Origin of the sequence: Aromatoleum tolulyticum (assembly GCF_900156155.1) — a bacterium.
In the GTDB taxonomy this organism is placed as follows: Bacteria; Pseudomonadota; Gammaproteobacteria; order Burkholderiales; family Rhodocyclaceae; genus Aromatoleum; species Aromatoleum tolulyticum.
Genome location: NZ_FTMD01000001.1, coordinates 501603 through 520809 on the forward strand (window position 1 = coordinate 501603; position 19207 = coordinate 520809).

The window sequence follows — 19207 nt, forward strand, 5'->3', positions numbered from 1 at the left end:
AACGGACACCTGATGCCGTTCGGGCCGAGCCCTGCCCCGGCCAAGTCGGCGGAACATTAGTGCAGCTTCGCCGGCGAGGAAAGCGGTTTCTGCCGAAGGCCTATTCGCTTTTTCCGAACGGTCTGGCGAGCGTGCGGGCGGCCGCAAGCAGGGCATCGACGAGCGGCGAAGCGGGTTCGCGCCGGAGCGTCACGAGGCCCGTCTCCCACGCGACTGCGGGCTTCACCAGCGGCAGCGCGCGCAGTTCCGATTGCGCGCCGACGAGGCCCAACACGCTGCGCGGCAGGATCGTAGACCAGCGTCCGGTGCGAACGTGCGCGAGGAGACTGAGGATCGAGTTCGTCTCCAGCCCCACGTGCGGCGTGCACTCGAGGCTCTCGAACACGCGGTCTATGGTCTGGCGGTTCTGCATGTCGCGCGACAGCAGGCACAGCGGCTGGCGCGCGGCCACCTCCCACGCGATCGCCTCGTCGGCCGGCGGCGCGGACGCGGCCGTGACGAACACGAGCTGTTCGCGCCACAGCGCACAATATTGCAGGTCCGCCGCGTCGGCGGAATGCGCATACACGACGCCGCCTTCCAGTTCGAAGTTGCGCAGCGCGTTGAGGATCGCCTGCGTGCTCGCCGAGCGTACTTCGATCGCGACCGCGGGGTGCGCGTCGGCGAAGGCCCCGGTGAGCGACGCGACAACCGGCAGCGCGGTCGGGATCACACCGATGCGCAGCGGCCCGCGCAGCCCGTCGCGCAGCATCCCGAGCTCGTGGCGCAGGTCTTCCGCCCCGGCCGCGACGCGCTTCGCGTGCGCGACGACGCATTCGCCCTCGGGGGTGAGCCCCGCGAAGCGCTGCCCGCGCACGACCAGCGCGACGCCCAGCTCGTCCTCCAGGTCGCGGATCGCCGCGGACAGCGTCGACGGCGACACGTGGCAGCTCTCGGCGGCCTTGCCGAAATGCCGCTCGCGCGCGAGGGCGAGGAGGTAGAGGTATTTGCGGGCGATCACGGGAATCAGGATACGGGCTCCGTCGGCGCCTCGCCAGACGTCCGGGGCAATCGCACGAATCCGACCGCCGCAACGATCTCATACGAAACACCGCCGGCACCTTCAGTAAAATGTCGGATTTCCGCCCCCGCAACGAAGGAATCCCCAGCATGCTGCAAAAGCTCCCGTCCTTCCCCGGCATCGCCGGCCCGGTCGTCGTCATCGTCATGGACGGCTACGGCGTTCCCAAGAGCGACGTCGGCAGCGCGATCGCCGCCGCGAAGAAGCCGACGCTCGACTCGCTGTTCGCCCGCTACCCGCACGTGCTGCTGCGCGCGCACGGCTCCGCGGTCGGCATGCCCTCGGACGAGGACATGGGCAACTCGGAAGTCGGCCACAACGCGATCGGCGCGGGCCAGGTTTACGCGCAGGGGGCCGCGCTGGTCGCCGATGCGATTGCCTCCGGCGCGATCTGGCAGGGAGAGGCGTGGCAGCAGGTCGTCGCCGGCGCGAAGGCAGGCCGCGGCGTGGTGCACTTCATCGGCCTGTTCTCCGACGGCAACGTGCATAGCCACATCGACCACCTCAAGGCGATGGTGCTGCGCGCGCGCGACGAAGGGGTCAAGGCAGTGCGCATCCACGCGCTGCTCGACGGCCGCGACGTGCCCGAGACCAGCGCGCTCGAATACCTCGAGCCTTTCGAAGCCTTCCTCGCCGAACTGCAGGCGGGCGGCTTCGACGCGCAGATCGCCTCGGGCGGCGGGCGCATGACGATCACCATGGACCGCTACGACGCCAACTGGAAGATGGTCGAACAGGGCTGGCACACCCACGTGCTGGGCCGCGGCGAACAGTTCGCCAGCGCCTCGCAGGCCGTTCGCGCGCTGCGCGAGAAGCATCCGGGCACGATCGACCAGGACCTGCCTGCCTTCGTCATCGGCAAGGACGGCCAGCCGGTCGGCACGATCGAGGATGGCGACGCGGTGGTGTTCTACAACTTCCGCGGCGACCGCGCGATCGAGATCACGCGCGCCTTCGAGGAAGGCGCGGAGTTCGACAAGTTCGATCGCGTGCGCGCCCCCAAGGTGACCTATGCGGGAATGCTGCAGTACGACGGCGACCTGAAGCTGCCCAAGCGCTTCCTTGTCGATCCGCCGGCGATCCGCGACACCATGAGCGAATGGTTCGCCAAGAGCGGCGTCGCGCAGTTCGCGTGCTCCGAGACGCAGAAGTTCGGCCACGTGACCTACTTCTGGAACGGCAACCGCTCGAACAAGTTCGACGGCGAGACCTGGCAGGAAGTCCCCAGCGACGTCGTGCCCTTCGAGCAGCGTCCGTGGATGAAGGCCGCCGAGATCACCGACGCGATGATCGCCGCGGTCCAGTCGGGCAAGTACAAGGTCCTGCGCTGCAACTACGCCAACGGCGACATGGTTGGCCACTCCGGCCACTTCCGCGCCGCGACGATGGCGGTCGAGGCCGTCGACCTCGCGCTGTCACGCCTGCTGCCCGCGATCGACGCGGCCGGCGGCATCGCGCTGATCACCGCCGACCACGGCAACGCCGACGAGATGTTCGAGCTCGACAAGAAGACCAAGCAGCCGGCGCAGAACCCCGACGGCTCGTTCAAGGCCAAGACTGCGCACACGCTCAACCCGGTGCCGCTGATCCTCTACGACAACGTCAGCGGCGGCAAGCTGGCGCTGAAGGCGGTCGAAGGCGCGGGGCTGTCGAACATCGCGGCCACCGTCGCGAACCTCATCGGCTTCGACAAGCACGCCGCCTGGGACGCCAGCCTGCTGGACGTGCGCTGAGTGTCACCGCGCATTGTCATCGCACCCGACGAGGTCGAGCTGACCGCCATCCGCGCCCAGGGCGCGGGCGGCCAGAACGTCAACAAGGTGTCGAACGCGGTGCACCTGCGCTTCGACATCGGGGCCTCGTCGCTGCCCGAGGCGGTGCGCGCACGGCTCGCGGCGCTGGGCGACCGGCGCATCAGCCAGGACGGCGTGGTGATCATCAAGGCGCAGAAATTCCGCAGCCTGGAGAAGAACCGCGCCGAAGCCATGCGCCGGCTCGAAGAGCTCGTCAATCGGGCGGCCGAGGTGCCCAAGGAGCGCCGCCCGACGCGGCCGACGCGCGCGTCGGTCAAGAAACGCCTCGAAGGAAAGGCGCACCGCGCGCTGATCAAGGCCGGACGGCGTGGTGTTTAAAGTAGATGCGCAAGCCGAGACAGCCGGGATTCCCGGAAACAATCATCGAGGCATATGTAGAGCATTGAAACGACATTGATCAACGTCATAAGACTTGCGCAAAGACGGAATGCGGTTTAGGAATTGAGTAACAATATGTTTCCACACCCGTTGTTCGGGCCGAACAGCGGGACGCTGAAACAGGAGAGTCGATTGTGATTCAATTCAAGGACGTTCCCGTCGCACGAAAGATCGGGTTGGTGCTCGGCCTCACGATGCTGCTGGTTGCCGTCGGCGTCGCATTCATGATCTACGGCGAGCGCGAGCGGATGTATCGCGACCGCCTCACTGCCATTCAGGCGCTGGTGGAACAGGCCGTCACCGTCATCAACGAGCAGGCGGTGCTAACCGACGCCGGCACGCTCACCGAGGAGGAGGCGCGCCAGATCGCCGCAACGACCATCGGCAAGATGCGTTACGGCGATGGCGACTACTTCTGGATCCAGGACAGCAAGGCCCGGATGCTTGCGCATCCAATCAAGCCGGAGTTGAACGGCAAGGACCTGAGCGGCTTCAAGGACGCCGGCGGCCAGCACATCTTCGTGCGTTTTTCCGAGATCGGCCGGCAGGGTGGCGAGCTCCACTACATGTGGCCCAAACCCGGCTACACCGAGCCGCAACCCAAGATCTCGTACGTGAAGCAAGCCGCCCGCTGGGACTGGATCGTCGGCACGGGCGTCTATACGGACGACATCGAGACGGCGTTTCGTCGCGGGCTCGTCAGGCATGCCGGGCTTCTGGCCGGCATCTTCGCGCTCGCGCTCCTGCTCGCGACCGTGATCCTGCGGCGCTACGTCACGGGACCGATCCGCCGGCTCGACGCTGTCATGGAGAAAGTCGCCCGCGACGGCGACCTGACGGTGAACTACAGCTACGCGTCGAAGGACGAGATCGGCGGCATGTCGTCGGCCTTTCAACGCTTGCTGACGGCGTTGCGCGAGAGCCTCGGCGCGATCCAGCGCGACGCGCAGGCCGTCGCGGCAACGTCCGAACGTCTGGCGATTGCGGCGCAGCAGGTGCGCTCGAGCACCGAGCACCAGAGCGAGTCGGCGTCGTCGATGAGCGCCGCGGTCGAACAGATGACCGTCAGCATCGCGCACGTGGCCGACAGCACGCATGGCGTGCGGGAGCTTGGCGAGCGCAGCGTTGCGGAAGAGCACGACGGCGCAGTGCACACGGATCACCTGAGCGTCGAGCTCGAAAAGGTGCAAAGTGCCGTCGAGGATGCGAACGGCACCCTCGACGAGTTCGTCGACGCGACCCAGTTCATCGCCAACCTCACCCAGCAAGTGCGTGAGATTGCCGACCAGACCAACCTGCTCGCGCTCAATGCCGCGATCGAGGCGGCGCGGGCGGGAGAACAGGGCCGCGGTTTTGCGGTGGTCGCCGATGAAGTCCGAAAGCTCGCCGAGAAGTCGGGCCATACGGCCAACGAGATCAATGTACACACGCAGCGCATCGCCACGCAGGGCGAAGCCGTCGAGAGCGCCATGAGCGCGAGCCGCGAACGACTGGACGCCGCAAGGACTCTGATGAGCAAGGTTGCGGCGGTGCTTAACCACGCGGAGGCTTCGGCGCTCGAAACGCGCACCGGACTCGCCGAGATCAGCAGTGCGATGTCCGAGCAGACCGCGGTTACGACCGACATCGCCAAGAACATCGAGTGCATCGCCCAGATGGCCGAAGAGAACACCGCCGCGGCCGGGCAGACCGCGGAGGCCGCGGAAGAGCTGCGCAAGGTGTCCGGCCAGCTCAACACGACGGTCGAGAAGTTCCGGATCTGATCGACAGGAGCGAGGAGGCAGGTTGCCGTGAATTCACTCGCGCGGGCCCGGTCTTGCCATTTGACCTGTGCCTGCGTCGGGCAATAGGTCAGGATCGTAGCGCGGGACCGGCGTAGCGTATTCCGGCGCGCGGTGTTCAGGCAGATTCTTGCGCATGGATTGGCGGGATGCGCTGCGCTCCTCCCGCCCTACGCGGTTTCGTGCGATCGCCCTGGTCGCAGCGCCGCCGTGGCACGCCGCAAGGTACGCCTGAGCTAACATGTTCCATTTCGCCGGCCGCAATCATGAAGCCCGCACAACATTCGACCGCCAGCCGCACCTCCACCTGCCGCGCCATCCTGAGAGCCCTGCTCGCAGTGACCTTGCTGGGCACGCAGGCTTCGGCGGTGCATGCGGAAGCGCCGCCGGCCGCCCTCGCAACCATCGCCGCGCTGGACGTACCGCGCTACATGGGCACGTGGTACGAGATCGCCAAGTATCCGAACCGCTTCCAGCGCCACTGCGTCGGCTTCACCCTGGCCGAGTACCGCCTGCAGGAGGACGGACGGGTGCAGGTGGCCAACCGCTGCCGCACGGCCGAGGGGCGCGTCGACGAGGCGATCGGCACCGCGCGCCAGATCGGCGCGGCCGATTCGCCGCGTCTCGAAGTGCGCTTCGCCCCCGCGTGGCTGTCCTTCCTGCCCTGGGTCTGGGGCGACTACTGGGTGATCGACCTCGACGCGGACTACCGCCTCGCGGCGGTGAGCGAACCGCAACGCGAGTATCTGTGGATCCTGTCGCGCACGCCGACCGTCCAACCTCAGGCCCTGGAGGCGCTGCGCGCGCGCCTCGCAGCCCGGGGCTTCGACCTGTCGCGGCTGGAGATGACGCGTCAGCAGGACTGATGGCGGGACCCGGCGCCGGGGCTTCGACAGGCTCTGTCGGAAGGTATATAGTTGCATAGTCAATCATTGGACAGTTCAATGACCAATACATACCTTTCACCCACCGCACTGATCGACAGCGACCACGCCGAAGTCCTCGCCTTCGCGCGCGAACACTGCCGCGGCAACGACGTGCGCGAGCGCGCGGTGTCCTTGTACTACGCCGTACGCGACGGCTTCCGCTACGACCCCTATCGCATCGACCTGTCCGAAACCGGGATGAAGGCGAGCAGCGTCATCGCCACGGGCTCCGGCTGGTGCGTGCCGAAGGCCACGCTGCTGGCCGCCGTATGCCGCGCGGCGGGCATTCCCGCGCGCCTGGGTTACGCGGACGTGCGCAACCACCTCAGCACCGAACGCATGCGCCAGACCATCGGGTCGGATCTGTACCGCTGGCACGGCTACACCGAGATCCTCATCGACGACGCGTGGTACAAGGCCACGCCGGCGTTCAACCTCGCGCTGTGCGAGCGTTTCGGCTTGCTGCCGCTGGAATTCGACGGCCGCAGCGACTCGATCTATCACGCGTTCGACCGCAGCGGCAACAAGCACATGGAGTACGTGCATCAGCGCGGCCACTTCCCCGACGTGCCGCTGTCGCAGATGGCCGCGGATTTCCACACGCATTACCCGCTGTGGCTGGAGCAGGCCGAGCAGCTGCGGGCGGCGGATTTCCTCGCGGACGTGGAACGGGAAAACCAGCCCGCGTAGGCGCGCGGCCGCGCAGCGGGTGATCCGGCAATCGAACGGTTGTTAAGGCGGAATACAACCGTTCGCCGTGAGCCTGTCGAAGGGCACTGGCAGGGCTTCGACAAGCTCAGCCCGAACGGTGTTTGCTTGCCGGGTCAATAGCCCGCGTGCAGGCGTAACCCTCCGCGTGACGCGGTCGAGGTCACAAGCGCCGGGCTCCGCGCTATGCTTCCGGCGTAGCCACAGCCGGAGCAACGCATGCCGGAGCAGTCCGCCCCTCCCCCGCTCGTTGCGTCCTCTCCGCGCCCGATCTTCGAGGCGCGCGGCCTCACCAAGATCTACCAGATGGGCGAGGTGCGCGTGGAAGCCCTGCGCGGGGTCGATCTCGACCTCGTCGCGGGCGAGCTCGTCGTGCTGCTGGGGCCGTCGGGGAGCGGCAAATCGACGCTGCTCAACATCCTCGGCGGGCTGGACACGCCGACGAGCGGCACCGTGCGCTATGCGGACCACGACCTGACCGTCGATGACGACGCGGCGATGACGCAATACCGGCGCGAGCATGTCGGTTTCGTGTTCCAGTTCTACAACCTGATCCCCAGCCTGACCGCGCGCGAGAACGTCGCGCTGGTGACGGAGATCTCGCAGCACCCGATGACGCCCGAAGAGGCACTGGCGCTGGTGGGGCTCGCGCAGCGCATGGACCACTTCCCGAGCCAGATGTCGGGCGGCGAGCAGCAGCGCGTGGCGATTGCGCGCGCGGTGGCGAAGCGGCCGCAGGTGCTGTTGTGCGACGAGCCGACCGGCGCGCTGGATGCGCAGACCGGGGTGATGGTGCTGGAGGTGATCGCACGCGTGAATCGCGAGCTGGGGACGACGACGGTGGTGATCACCCACAACGCGGTGATCGCGGCGATGGCGGACCGCGTCGTGCATTTCGGCGACGGCCACGTCGTGCGCATCGAGCGCAACGCGAGCCGCAAAGCCGCGTCCGAGTTGAGCTGGTAGCGATGCGCGCGCTCGACCGCAAGCTGTGGCGCGACCTGTGGCACATGCGCGGGCAGGCAATCGCGATCGCGCTGGTGGTGATGTGCGGCGTGGGCACCTACGTGATGTTCCTGTCCACGCTCGGGGCGCTGCGCGTGACCCAGGACGCCTACTACCGCGAGTACCGCTTCGCCGAGGTGTTCGCGACCTTGAAGCGCGCGCCGGAGTCGCTGCGCGCGCGCCTGGCGGCACTTCCCGGCGTGGAGCGCGCGGAGACGCGCGTGGTCGAGCAGGTGCGGCTCGACATGCCGGACTTCGTCGAGCCCGTCACCGCGCTGATGGTGTCGCTCGCCGACGACGCGCCGCACGGCCTCAACGGCCTGCACCTGCGCGAGGGCCGGCTGCCGCTGCCCGGCCGCCCCGACGAGGTGGTCGTCAGCACGCCGTTCGCGAAGGCGCACACGCTGCATCCGGGCAGCCGCTTCCACGCCATCCTCAACGGCCGGCGGCAGGCGCTGACGGTGGTCGGCACCGCGCTGTCGCCCGAGTTCGTGCAGCAGCTGCGGCCCGGTTCGGCCTTTCCCGACACCAAGCGCTACGGCGTGATGTGGATGGGGCGCAAGGCGCTGGGGCAGGCCTACGATCTCGACGGCGCGTTCAACGACCTCGCGCTGAGCCTGCGCCCCGGCGCGGACGCGCAGGACGTGATCGATCGCGTCGATGAACTGATCACGCCCTTCGGCGGCCTCGGTGCGTATGCGCGCAAGGACCAGCGCTCGCACCGCTTCCTGGACCAGGAGCTGGACCAGCTCGGCACGCTCGCGAGCCTGTTCCCGACCATGTTCATGGGCGTCGCGGCCTTCCTGCTCAACGTCGTGATCGGGCGGCTGGTGACGATGCAGCGCGAGCAGATCGCGACGCTCAAGGCCTTCGGCTACGGCAACGCGGCGGTGATGCTGCATTACCTGAAGCTCGTCGCGGTGATCACCGGCGCGGGGGTCCTCGGCGGCACGGTGCTGGGGGTGTGGCTGGGGGCGGCGCTGTCGCGGATCTACATGGAGTTCTACTACTTCCCGTGGCTGAAGTTCAGCCTCGAACCGATGACCATCGTCGAGGCCGCGGGCGCGAGCCTCATTGCGGCCGGCGCGGGCACCGTCGTCGCGGTGTGGCGCGCGGCGAGCCTGAAGCCCGCGCAGGCGATGCGGCCCGAGCCGCCGGCGCGCTACCGCGAGACAGCGATCGAGAAGCTGGGTCTCAAACGCTGGCTGTCGCAGCCGACGCGCATGATCCTGCGCCACATCTGGCGCCGGCCGCTGAAGTCCGCCCTGACCGTGGTGGGCATCGCGCTCGCGTGCGGGATCATCCTGACCGGCCTGTTCCAGCGCGACACCGTCGGCTACATGATGAACGTGCATTACGGCATGGCGCAGCGCGAGGACCTGTCGGTGGCGTTCACCGACCCCACCGCCTACCGCGCGCGCTTCGACCTGATGGGCCTGCCGGCGGTGGAACACGTCGAGGTATTCCGCTCGGTGCCGGTGCGCCTGCGCCACGGGCATCTGGAACACCGCACGGCAATCCGCGGCATCGAGGCGGGCGGCGAGCTGCAGCGTCTGCTCGACGCAGACCTGCGGCAGGTCGCGCTGCCTGCGGACGGCATCCTGCTCACCGACCATCTCGGCAAGATGCTGGGCGTGCGCGCCGGCGACCGCATCGTCGTCGAGGTGATGGAAGGCAACCGACCGCTGCGCGAGGCGACGGTCGCGGGGCTGGTGAAGGAGTACCTGGGCGTGTCGGCCTACATGGAGCTCACGGCGCTGAACCACTTCATGCACGAGGGGCCGACGATTTCGGGCGCGTGGCTGGCCGTCGATGCGGCGCAGTTGCACGCGCTGTACGGCGAGCTGAAAGGCATCCCGCGCGTCGCCGGGGTCGCCGAGCGCGTGCAGGAGATCCGCAACTTCAACCGCCTGATGGACGAGACGATGCTGTTCTTCACCTACGTATCGACGGTGTTCGCCGTGATCATCGCCTTCGGCGTCGTCTACAACAGCGCCCGCATCGCGCTGACCGAGCGCGGGCGCGAGCTCGCGAGCCTGCGCGTGCTGGGTTTCACGCGCGGCGAGATCGGCTACATCCTGCTCGGCGAGCTGGGTATCCTGACGCTCGCCGCGATCCCGGTCGGGCTGTGGCTGGGCGAGGGCATGTGCTACTACATCGCGCACACGATGCAGACCGAGCTGTTCCGCGTGCCGGTCGTGCTGGTGCCGCAGACCTATGCGTTCGCGGTCGCGGTGGTGCTCGTGTCGGCGGCGCTGTCGGGGCTCGTGGTGCGGCGGCGCCTCGACCATCTGGATCTCGTCGCCGTATTGAAGACACCGGAGTGAGGAAATGAAGACCAAGGTGCAGTGGCGCAGGCAGATCGTGTTCGCGCTGATCGTCGCGGCGATCGCGTGGGGACTCTACTCCGGCTTCCGGCCGCAGCCGGTAGTCGTCGATCTGGGCAGCGCGGTACGCGCGCCGATGCGCGTCGCGGTCGAACAGGAAGGCCGCACGCGCGTCGCCGACCGCTACGTCGTCGCCGCGCCGGTCGACGGCTACGCGCGGCGCATCGAGCTGGAGGTGGGCGACGCGGTCGAGGCCGGCGACGCGCTGGCCGTGCTGGAGGCGCAGCGCTCCGAGGTGCTGGACGCGCGCCGGCGCGCCGAGGCCGAGGCGCGGGTCGCGGCGACGCAGGCGAACCTCGCGGCGGTCGGGCAGCGCGTACAGGCAGCCGAGGCCGGCGCGACGCTCGCGCGCAGGGAGCTGGAACGCATCCGCCGCCTGCGAGCCGCCGGCCACGTCACCTTGGACGCCGAGGACCGCGCCGCAGCCGAGGACGAACGCGCCGCAGCCGAGCTGCGCTCGGCGCGCTTCAACGTCGCGACTGCGCGTCACGAGCTGGAAGCCGCGCGCACCGCGCTGGGCTACGCCGCGGCCAGCGGGCGGGGCGACCCGCTGCTGGTGCGTGCGCCAGTCGCCGGGCGGGTGCTGAAGATCCCGCGCAAAAGCGAAGGGGCGGTCGAGGTCGGCCAGGCGCTGATCGAGATCGGCGATCCGCGCGCGCTGGAAGTCGAGGTCGACGTGCTCTCCGCCGACGCGGTGCGCATCCGCCCCGGCACGCGCGTGCTGTTCGAGCGCTGGGGCGGCGAAGGGGCGCTCGAAGGCAAGGTGCGCGTCGTCGAGCCGGCCGGCTTCACCAAGGTGTCGGCGCTGGGCGTCGAGGAACAGCGCGTGTGGGTGATCGTCGATTTCACGTCACCGGCCGAGCAGTGGCAGCGCCTCGGCGACGGCTACCGCGTGGAGGCGAGCTTCGTGCTGTGGGAAGAAGAGGATGTGCTGCAGGTGCCCGCGAGCGCGCTGTTTCGCGACGGCGAAGGCTGGGCGGTGTTCGCCGTCGAGGAAGGCCGCGCGGTGCGCCGGCGCGTCGACACCGGCCAGCGCAACGGGCTCGCGGCGCAGGTGATGTCGGGACTCGCGGAAGGCGCTAGCGTGGTCGTGCATCCGGATGACCGGCTACGGGATGGGGTGAAGGTGAGCGGGCGGTGACTCACTCCGCGCCCCCTTCCAAGAACATGTGCCAACCGGCCCGATGCTTATACTGCCTTTAAATACATCCACCGGATGACCGTCATGACCGAAGCCATTGTCGCCATCAAGTATTGGGGCAACAGCCTTGGCGTGCGCCTGCCCGCGGCCGTAGTGCGCGAGGCTCGCCTGAATGCCCGCCAGCAGGTGCGAATCACGGTCGAGGACGGCCGCGTCGTGATAACCCCGCTCGCGCGGGAGAACCTGAGCCTCGAGCAGCGGCTTGCGCGTTTCGATTCGCAGCGCCATGGCGGCGAGGCCATGGCGCGCCCGGAGGTGGGGGCCGAGCGGTGGTAAGCAGGCGCGTCCAGTTCGTTCAGCCGAAATCCTTCGACTGGCGCGTGCGTGGAAAAATCGAGTCTGACCCCTTTTTCCCCTGCGACGGCGCCGAAGATGTGATCATCTTGGCGATTCGTCACCAGAAAGAGGCTGGCGGATAGCGGATACGACGCGCCGTTTTCGGCGTGTATTCGACGAGAAAATCGCGGAAAATCGAGTCTAACCCCATTTCTCCCCAAATTCGCCTAACTAAGTTGTTTGCGAAGCAACCAAAGTTTTGCAACCAGCGCCCACATATATATCGCAAGCGCGGCAGACAGGATCGTTACGAGACAGTAGGCAGTACGAACCGCGTCGTACTTCTCAAGTGCCGCATAGCCACTCCGCCTGTACGCTAGAAAGGACTCCGTGCCGAGTTTGAAAGCGTCCGGGGTAAAGATTATTGCAACCGCAAGCGCCATTATGGCGACGGGCAAGGCTTTGGCAAGAAGCACCGAGGTTACTATCTTTCTAGCTGCAACGTTGTCCTCTTTGTACGGCCTCGGCGCTGTTTCAAGCGCTTTTGCAATCTCTGCATACCAAAGACTAAACAGTATTGCTGCGATAGCCATAAGCAGGCTTGACGCTGAGAGTAGATCGCTCATTGCTATCACGGATTCGGATGGACACCGAACTTCGAGCACAGCCGGTTATAGGAAGACGGCGATATTTCGTACGTCGAAACACTGCCTTTCTTCTTGCCGACGGGCGAGAGGCTCCCATCAATGTCGGCGAGGGATTTATTCAACTCGTCAACTACGTTCTGGCTATTAATCACGACTGTATAGTCTTGCCCATTGGTCTGCCGACTTGCAGCTGTAAGTGACGCACTGAGAGTGCGCGCAACATAGCTTCTAAGCTGATACTGGTACTTTGAGATTACTGCGCGAATGAGTGAGCGGCTCTCTGTCAATGTCGTCTGAAATAGACTGCTAACGGTTCTCTCATCAGGTATGACCCCATTGAATGCGGTTTCAATCAAAAGTAGTAATCTATACTCCAGCATATCGTTTCCGCGCTTGAACACCTTCTGCCCACGAAACATAGTCAGGTACTCATTAATTGAGGCGCCTAGACAGGCATTTAGACGATTGGGGCAAATCACTTTCGGCGCCATCTGCTTAATGTGTAGCCAATCCGGTGCGTTAACACCGATAAGTTGATGCCTCTGAGCCACCAAGTCCTGCTGCGCCGCTTCATTCAATGCATCTTCAATATCCATAACTTTTGCATCCGGATATTTTTCAAGTTGCTCCTGAACCCGCTGCGCCTTAGCGGTTGGTTTGACGTAATAAACGGGAGGAGGTTGTTTTCCGAGAGTACACATTGCGCGCCCCATTGCATGATATGCGTCTGCAAACATTCCCATGAATCCATTTGGATCGGCAAGGGAAACCAGCCAGAGCCCATGCTTTTGGCTGTATCGAACTCCGCTGTGATTTCCGGCGTGCGTTGACTCCGGGACGATCCCGACTCGAAGACCGCGACCTCCTTCTAAGAGGGCGTAGTTCGACTTGACAGTCGCTGCAAAATATCGCGGATCGCCTTCAGCAGAAAGAAACAGATCCGTCTTCCAGATCTTCTTAATTCGCTCATTGAGCATTGGTTCGGAGGCCGCGCCCAACGCGGCCTTGGAGACCCATGGACCGAACTTGAACGGTCTTCCACTCCCTTCGGGCAACAAGAATGAATCGTTGCCTGCCTCATCTACCACTGCATCCAAGAAACCAAGGTACTTGGCACGCTCATACCCGAATAAGAGCGAACTTGGAGGAGCGTCTTTTACGAACTTTGAGGCTTTACGCAACGCGTGACTGATAGGACCCAGCACCGAAGGCTCGCCTCCCATTAACGCTTCGTGGACTGCCCATTCGAATCCATCGCCCTTCATGCCTTTATCCCGCTCCAGTCGCACGACCTTAGCAAGTTGACGCATACGAACCTCCTCAAGCGGGGTATTGAGATCCGTAAGATCTTCATTCGACAGGGAATCGAGCAGCGCCCTAAGGACTGACCGGCTCACCGCATACAGTGCGCGTCCATACTCATCAATCGGAGCATTTTGTTCGATAAAAGTTATCTCGGCTGCCATCTATTCTTCCTCGATTAAGGCCCAACGTTCAAGGTCAGAGACGCTGTACAAGTTTATCGCGCAGCGTCAATTGCACGTTTCCACATCTAGTTCATCGAAATCCCTTCAAACATTCCGCATATACCGGCACGTGGGAAAGCTAGAACATCCATAAAACTGCTTCCCCGCATTCGCCCCCGATTTCGCCGTCCTCAACACCAGGTCGCTGGAACACTTCGGGCACGTCGTCGTGCTCGAATGTCTGGCCTTGAGCGATTCGACGTGCGCGGTTCTTGTGGCCCAGGTTTTCGGCAGCGCCCCCGTCTGGATCGCTGCGACGATGGAGCGGACGTCATCGTCGGAAAAGAGCACTTTCCGCTTGCGCTTGATGTAGCTCGTGTAACCGGAAGTCATGACGTTTTCCGGCATCGCGGTCTTGAATTTGGCATCGCCCCAGAACATCACGACGGAGTGGAAGTGGGTGTCGTCGAGTTCGAGGAAGTCGGCGAGGGCGCGGATGTGGCGGTAGTTCTGGCGCAACGGGTTCTGGAAGCGGAACTTTCGGCCGTAAATGTTTTGCGTCCACTGCGCGCTCTTTTCGTCGCCGAAGATCCAGCCCTTCATGTTCTTCGTCTCGATGACGAAGATGCCGTATTTCGAGACGACGACGTGGTCGATCTGGGTGGTGCCGTTCGCGGTCGGAATGGTGATGTTGTTGAGGGTGGTGTAGATGCTCTTGTCGAGCAGCAGGTGCTTGGCGAGGGCACCTTGCGCTTCACCAAACCAGCCCTTGACGATGGGCGAGCGCAGGATGCCGGCGATCACCGCCGCGATGATCAGGAACCAGGCGGCGTTCCAGAGCGGCGCCAGGACCGGGGTCATGTCGATCACGTTGCGGACGCCGGATCAATGGCGACGGCTGACCAGGATCAGGCGATCCTTGGCGGGCTTGATCAGTTCTTCGAGGAAGTAGTTGGTGACGCGGGTGTTGAGGAACTTGGCCATGTCGCGAATCCGTTCTCCGTTGTCATCCGTCGCCATTCGATCGGATAGGGCACGGGGTCAACGGGCAGCTCGGACGATGACTACGTGTTCATGTCGATGGCGTTTGAGCGTGCATTTTACATTCGCACACATATGACGAAGGAGGAAAAGTGCACTTGGGCGGGACAGCGTCGGAACGGAGCCCCCACGCCAAGCCCCCTCCGAGCCCCCCGCCCCCGAGCGCCTGCCGCTTGACTGTATCGCATTAGAGATACAGACTGCACGTATACAGATAAGGAGGATTCAGCCATGGCCCACTCCACGATGCTGCACGTCCGGGTCGACGATGAACTCAAGGCGCAAGCCAGCGAGGCGTTGGAAGCCATGGGGCTGTCTGTGTCGGATGCGGTGCGTATCCTGCTCAAGCGCGTTGTCAACGATCAGGCGTTCCCGCTGGAACTCAAGGTTCCGAATGCACAGACTCGTGCGGCGATGGAAGAAGCCCGCGCGATGATGAAGGCCCGCGCTGCGCGCTTTGAGTCTGCTGACGCCCTGATCGATGACCTCCAAAAGACCCGCCAGCAGTAAGCGGGCCACGCCGCCCAGGGCGTGCGACTACACCAAGACCTTCCGCAAAGACTGGGACCGCCTTTCCCGCTCGGGCCGTTATGACCTCAAGCGTCTGAAAGAGGCGATGCTGCTTCTCGTCGCCAGCGATGCGCCTCTTGGCCCCGAGTCGCTTGATCACCCACTAAAGGGCGACTGGGCTGATCACCGGGAATGTCACATAGGAGGCGACTTTCTGCTGATTTACCGCCTGGATGGGGATGTCATCATCTTTGTGCGAGCGGGCACGCATTCGGAACTGTTCGAGGAATGACGACGGCCGCAAATACAGTAGGACAAATTCCCGCTTCTGGTCGCTATGGTTAGCCGGTCATCGGTCCATGTTTGCCGCTTGCGCCCCGCACTGCGCAGCTTCAGGTGGGTTCGCGCACCAGCGCCTCGGCGCTCCGCGGGACTTTCGCCATTGCGGTCTTGCCCTTGGCGGTGAGGAAGGGTTCGACGAGGAGCAGCAGGCCTTCCTCGACGTATTCGGCGAGGCTGAAGCGGTCGACGAAGGCCCAGTGCTTGAGCGCCCAGGCGTGGGCGAAATTGACGATCTGGTAGCACAGTAGATATTCGTTCACCGGCCGCATGAAGCCGCCGGAGGTGCACGCGCGGATCGACTTCTCGATCATGCGGTTGGTGCGCGTCTCGCCGTCCTTGATCAGCACGCGCCGGTCGGCGCGCAGGGACTTGGTCGAGCGGTAGGCGAGCACCGTCGCGTCGCGCTGGGCGTCGACGACCGCGCAGTAGGCCCACACCGCGTGACACAGGCGCTCGACGGGATGCGTCAGACCTTCGATCTGGCGCGGGATTTCCTGTTCATAGGTGTCGAGCACGTTCTTCAGCGTCAGGAACAGGATGTCGTCCTTGTCGCCGAAGTACTGGTAGATCAGGCCGGTGCTGACCTTGGCTTCGCGGGCGATCTGCAGAATCGTCGTCGTGTAGTAGCCCTGCTCGGAGAAGAGCTTGGTGGCCGCGCTGATGATCTGGTGACGGCGCTCCTCGACCAGCTTGGGGTCCGTCACGACGCTTTTGACGCTTTCTGCTGAACTCATGTCCATTCCCTCGGGTGAACCATTGCCACAACTGTCCGGCATCGGGCCGTACGCCGTATTGTGCCACCGGTGCAGCCGGGTTTCCGCGTCGCCGTCACCCCGGCCTTACTGACGGTTCAGGAAGCCTTGCACGCGCGCCTGCGTTTCGCCGTCCGCCAGCAGCGCCGCGCTGCCCGCGAGTTCGACTGCGTAGCCGTCTTCATTGCCTTCCACCGCGACCGTGATGCAGCGCTTGCACTCGGACAGGGCCAGCGCCGGAAGGGCGGCGATGCGCGCGACGATGGCGCGCGTGAAGTCCTCCAGCTCGGCGGCCGGAGCCACCCAGTGCGCGCAGCCGAGCTTCACGGCCTCCGCGCCGCCGACGACCTCGGCGCCGAGGATCAGGCGCCGCGCGACGGCCTCGCCGCAGATGCGCGTCATGCGCTGCGTGCCGCCCGCGGCCGGGAGCAGGCCCAGGCGCGCCTCGGGCAGGCCGACCTTGGCGGTGTCGGCGACGACGCGCAGGTCGCACGCGAGCGCGAGCTCGAAGCCGCCGCCCATCGCTGCGCCGCCGATCTCGGCGATCGTGACCTGCGGCAGGCGTTCGAGGCGGGCGTAGAGCTGCTGCATGCGCCGCGTGATGTCTATCATCTTCACGCGCCCGGCTTCGGTGCCGAACAGCGAGCCGATCACGTCGAGGTCGGCGCCGGCGCAGAACACGCGCTCGGCGCTGCGGATCCACAGCACATTGACGCGCGGCGTGTGCTCGAGTTCGGCGAGGATGCGGTCGAATGTGTCGATCCAGTCCTCGTTGATGGCATTGACCGGCGAGCGGCAGAGCGTGACGGTTGCGACGGAATCATCGATTCTCAGCGAAATCATTGCGGTGTCCTCTGGAGCCTGTGCCCCGTCAAGCAGGGACCGTTCAGGCTGAATCTGTCGAAGCCCTGGCAGCGCCCTTCGACAGGCTCAGGCGAACGGTTGTGTGTTCGATTCGCGCCTTGAAAAAAACGGGGCGTCGCCGGCCTCTGCGCACATCGGAGGAGATATCGTTGGCAGGAACGCACCGGCCGTTGACGCGACGCCCCTGGGAAAACGGCCGGCGCTTGGCTGCACCACGCGCGACCGTACGACAGGACGCAACCGGGCGGCGGGGACGGCCGCCTGGTGCGCCGGAACGTCAATTGCCTTCGAACTTCGGCACCTGCTTGTTCACGAAGGCGTTGTAGGCGCGCGTGAAGTCCTGCGTCTGCATGCAGATGGCCTGGGCTTCGGCCTCGGTCTCGAGCGCCTGCTCGATGGTCTGGTTCCATTCCTGGTGCAGGCACTTCTTCGTCATCGAATGCGCAAAGGCCGGGCCGTTGGCGAGCGACAGCGCCATCTCCTGCGCCTTCGCCAGCACCTTCTCGGCCGGCACGACGTCGTTGAAGTAGCCCCAGGCGCGGCCCTCCTCGGCGCTCATCGAGCGGCCGGTGTAGAGCAGCTCGGAGGCGCGGCCCTGGCCGATGATGCGCGGCAGGATGCTGCATGCGCCCATGTCGCAGCCGGCAAGGCCCACGCGCACGAACAGGAAGGCGGTCTTCGCTTCCGGCGTCGCGTAGCGCAGGTCGGAGGCCATCGAGATGATCGCGCCGGCGCCGGCGCACACGCCGTCGACCGCCGAGATGATGGGTTGCGGGCAGTTGCGCATTTCCTTGACCAGGTTGCCGGTCATGCGCGTGAAGGCCAGCAGGCCGGTCATGTCCATCTTGGTCAGCGGGCCGATGATGTCATGCACGTCGCCGCCCGAGCAGAAGTTGCCGCCGGCGCCGGTCATCACGACCGCGCGCACGTCCTCGGCGTACTGCAGCTTGATGAAGGTGTCGCGCAGTTCGGCGTAGCTCTCGAAGGTGAGCGGATTCTTGCGCTCGGGGCGGTTGAGCGTGATGGTCGCGACACGGTCGGCGACTTCGAGCTTGAAGTGTTCCGGACGCCATTCGGCGGCTTTGAGCTTGCACATGTGATTCTCCTTGAGACAAATCGGGTAGGTGTGTGGAGCCTGCTTTCCTCCCCTTGAAGGGGAGGGAGTTACCGTGCAGCAATCAACCTGACATCACCTCGTGAAACCGACAGGAAGACACTCCTGCGACTGAACATTCACTCATCCTGCGAGCGTGAGACCGCCGCTGACGCTGATGACCTGGCCGGTGACGAAACTCGCGCGGTCGCTGGCGAAGAACAGCACGGCGTCGGCGAGTTCGGACGGCTTGGCGAGGCGGCGCATCGGCGTGGCCTTGATGAAGGCCTCGCGGTGCTTCTCGGGCACCGCCTGCAGCAGCGGCGTGTCGGTCGGGCCGGGGCACACGCAGTTGACGTTGATGTTGTAGCGCGCGACTTCGCGGGCGAGCGACTTGGTGAAGGCGATCGCGCCGCCCTTGGCGCCCGAATACACGGTTTCGCCGAGGCTGCCGACGCGGCCGGCGTCGCTCGACACCGTGACGATCTTGCCCGAGCCGCGCTCGATCATCTGCTGCAGGAAGGCGTGCGACACCGCCACCGGCCCGAGCAGGTTGAGGTCGATGACCTTGCGCCAGAAGTCCGGCGTGTTTTCCATGAAGGGCTGGATCTTGCCCCAGCCGGCGACGTTGGCGACGATGTCGACCTGGGGATGGCGGCGATAGGTTTCGTCACGGAAGGCGTGAATGGAGTCGATGTCGGTCACGTCGAGCCGGACGAAGTCGACGTCGAGGTGTTGCTCCGCGAGCTGGCCGGCGGCAGCCGCGCCCTTGTCCGCGTCGATGTCGCCGATCACGACCTTCGCGCCCGCCCGGGCCAGTGTCTCGGCCGTCGCATACCCGATCCCCGATGCGCCGCCGGTGACGACGGCCGTTTTGCCTTGCAGGTTCATTTGTCTGTCTCCTGATTCACCCGTCTTGCGTTTCCGGGGCGCCCGGCTATCGCCGCGAACGTCGC

At 65.2% G+C, this 19207-nt stretch carries 19 protein-coding genes; 11 read left to right on the forward strand and 8 right to left on the reverse strand.

Features of this window, described 5'->3' with window-relative positions; genetic code table 11:
• Positions 1-100: 100 nt before the first annotated feature.
• A complete protein-coding gene (locus tag BW991_RS02300; RefSeq protein WP_076600466.1) occupies positions 101-1000 on the reverse strand; it encodes a LysR substrate-binding domain-containing protein in 900 nt (299 codons plus the stop codon).
• 149 nt (positions 1001-1149) lie between these two features.
• Between BW991_RS02300 and gpmI the strand changes: the two genes are divergently transcribed.
• The 9 genes from gpmI (at position 1150) to BW991_RS02345 (ending at position 11536) form a co-directional block, all read left to right on the forward strand.
• Positions 1150-2793, forward strand: coding sequence for a 2,3-bisphosphoglycerate-independent phosphoglycerate mutase (gene gpmI / locus BW991_RS02305; protein WP_076600536.1), 1644 nt, complete (start codon positions 1150-1152; stop codon positions 2791-2793).
• Positions 2794-3192, forward strand: a complete 399-nt coding sequence (gene arfB / locus BW991_RS02310; protein ID WP_076600467.1) for an alternative ribosome rescue aminoacyl-tRNA hydrolase ArfB — start codon at positions 2794-2796, stop codon at positions 3190-3192.
• Positions 3193-3386: 194 nt separating this feature from the next.
• A complete protein-coding gene (locus BW991_RS02315) occupies positions 3387-5015 on the forward strand; it encodes a methyl-accepting chemotaxis protein (protein WP_076600468.1) in 1629 nt (542 codons plus the stop codon).
• A 284-nt stretch (positions 5016-5299) separates the two neighbouring features.
• Positions 5300-5899: a lipocalin family protein gene (locus BW991_RS02320; protein ID WP_084204921.1), complete on the forward strand. Its 600-nt coding sequence runs from the start codon at positions 5300-5302 to the stop codon at positions 5897-5899.
• A 78-nt stretch (positions 5900-5977) separates the two neighbouring features.
• Positions 5978-6649: a transglutaminase-like domain-containing protein gene (locus BW991_RS02325; protein WP_076600469.1), complete on the forward strand. Its 672-nt coding sequence runs from the start codon at positions 5978-5980 to the stop codon at positions 6647-6649.
• A gap of 237 nt (positions 6650-6886) precedes the next feature.
• Positions 6887-7633: an ABC transporter ATP-binding protein gene (locus tag BW991_RS02330; RefSeq protein ID WP_076600470.1), complete on the forward strand. Its 747-nt coding sequence runs from the start codon at positions 6887-6889 to the stop codon at positions 7631-7633.
• 2 nt (positions 7634-7635) lie between these two features.
• A complete protein-coding gene (locus BW991_RS02335; RefSeq protein ID WP_076600471.1) occupies positions 7636-9999 on the forward strand; it encodes an ABC transporter permease in 2364 nt (787 codons plus the stop codon).
• A gap of 4 nt (positions 10000-10003) precedes the next feature.
• Positions 10004-11200, forward strand: coding sequence for an efflux RND transporter periplasmic adaptor subunit (locus BW991_RS02340; RefSeq protein ID WP_076600472.1), 1197 nt, complete (start codon positions 10004-10006; stop codon positions 11198-11200).
• A gap of 84 nt (positions 11201-11284) precedes the next feature.
• Positions 11285-11536, forward strand: coding sequence for an AbrB/MazE/SpoVT family DNA-binding domain-containing protein (locus tag BW991_RS02345; protein WP_076600473.1), 252 nt, complete (start codon positions 11285-11287; stop codon positions 11534-11536).
• A 227-nt stretch (positions 11537-11763) separates the two neighbouring features.
• On the opposite strand, the gene BW991_RS02350 is transcribed toward BW991_RS02345, so the two are convergent.
• The 3 genes from BW991_RS02350 to BW991_RS02360 form a co-directional block, all read right to left on the reverse strand.
• Positions 11764-12162: a hypothetical protein gene (locus BW991_RS02350; protein ID WP_076600474.1), complete on the reverse strand. Its 399-nt coding sequence runs from the start codon at positions 12160-12162 to the stop codon at positions 11764-11766.
• Between the two features lie 5 nt (positions 12163-12167).
• Positions 12168-13649: a hypothetical protein gene (locus BW991_RS23985; protein ID WP_212566845.1), complete on the reverse strand. Its 1482-nt coding sequence runs from the start codon at positions 13647-13649 to the stop codon at positions 12168-12170.
• A 105-nt stretch (positions 13650-13754) separates the two neighbouring features.
• Positions 13755-14510 (reverse strand): nuclease-related domain-containing protein, encoded by a 756-nt coding sequence (locus BW991_RS02360; protein WP_084204926.1) that lies wholly within the window; start codon positions 14508-14510, stop codon positions 13755-13757.
• Between the two features lie 411 nt (positions 14511-14921).
• Here BW991_RS02360 and BW991_RS02365 point away from each other — a divergent pair, with 411 nt between their 5' ends.
• Entirely contained in the window at positions 14922-15200 is a 279-nt protein-coding gene (locus tag BW991_RS02365; RefSeq protein WP_076600475.1) for a type II toxin-antitoxin system RelB/DinJ family antitoxin, read from the forward strand.
• A complete protein-coding gene (locus BW991_RS02370; protein ID WP_076600476.1) occupies positions 15172-15492 on the forward strand; it encodes a type II toxin-antitoxin system YafQ family toxin in 321 nt (106 codons plus the stop codon). Before BW991_RS02365 ends, BW991_RS02370 begins: the two co-directional genes overlap by 29 nt.
• 100 nt (positions 15493-15592) lie before the next feature.
• Here BW991_RS02370 and hbdR read toward each other — a convergent pair whose 3' ends face one another.
• From hbdR to BW991_RS02390, 4 genes are all read right to left on the reverse strand, one after another.
• On the reverse strand, positions 15593-16282 hold the full coding sequence (hbdR, locus tag BW991_RS02375; protein ID WP_483188939.1) for an HTH-type transcriptional regulator HbdR: 690 nt from the start codon (positions 16280-16282) through the stop codon (positions 15593-15595).
• Between the two features lie 99 nt (positions 16283-16381).
• Positions 16382-17137, reverse strand: a complete 756-nt coding sequence (locus BW991_RS02380) for an enoyl-CoA hydratase/isomerase family protein (RefSeq protein WP_076600478.1) — start codon at positions 17135-17137, stop codon at positions 16382-16384.
• 298 nt (positions 17138-17435) lie between these two features.
• Positions 17436-18254 carry an enoyl-CoA hydratase family protein gene (locus BW991_RS02385; protein ID WP_076600479.1) on the reverse strand — a complete coding sequence of 273 codons (819 nt, stop codon included), beginning with the start codon at positions 18252-18254 and terminating at the stop codon, positions 17436-17438.
• Positions 18255-18395: 141 nt separating this feature from the next.
• Positions 18396-19142 (reverse strand): SDR family NAD(P)-dependent oxidoreductase, encoded by a 747-nt coding sequence (locus tag BW991_RS02390; protein WP_076600480.1) that lies wholly within the window; start codon positions 19140-19142, stop codon positions 18396-18398.
• Positions 19143-19207 lie beyond the last annotated feature (65 nt).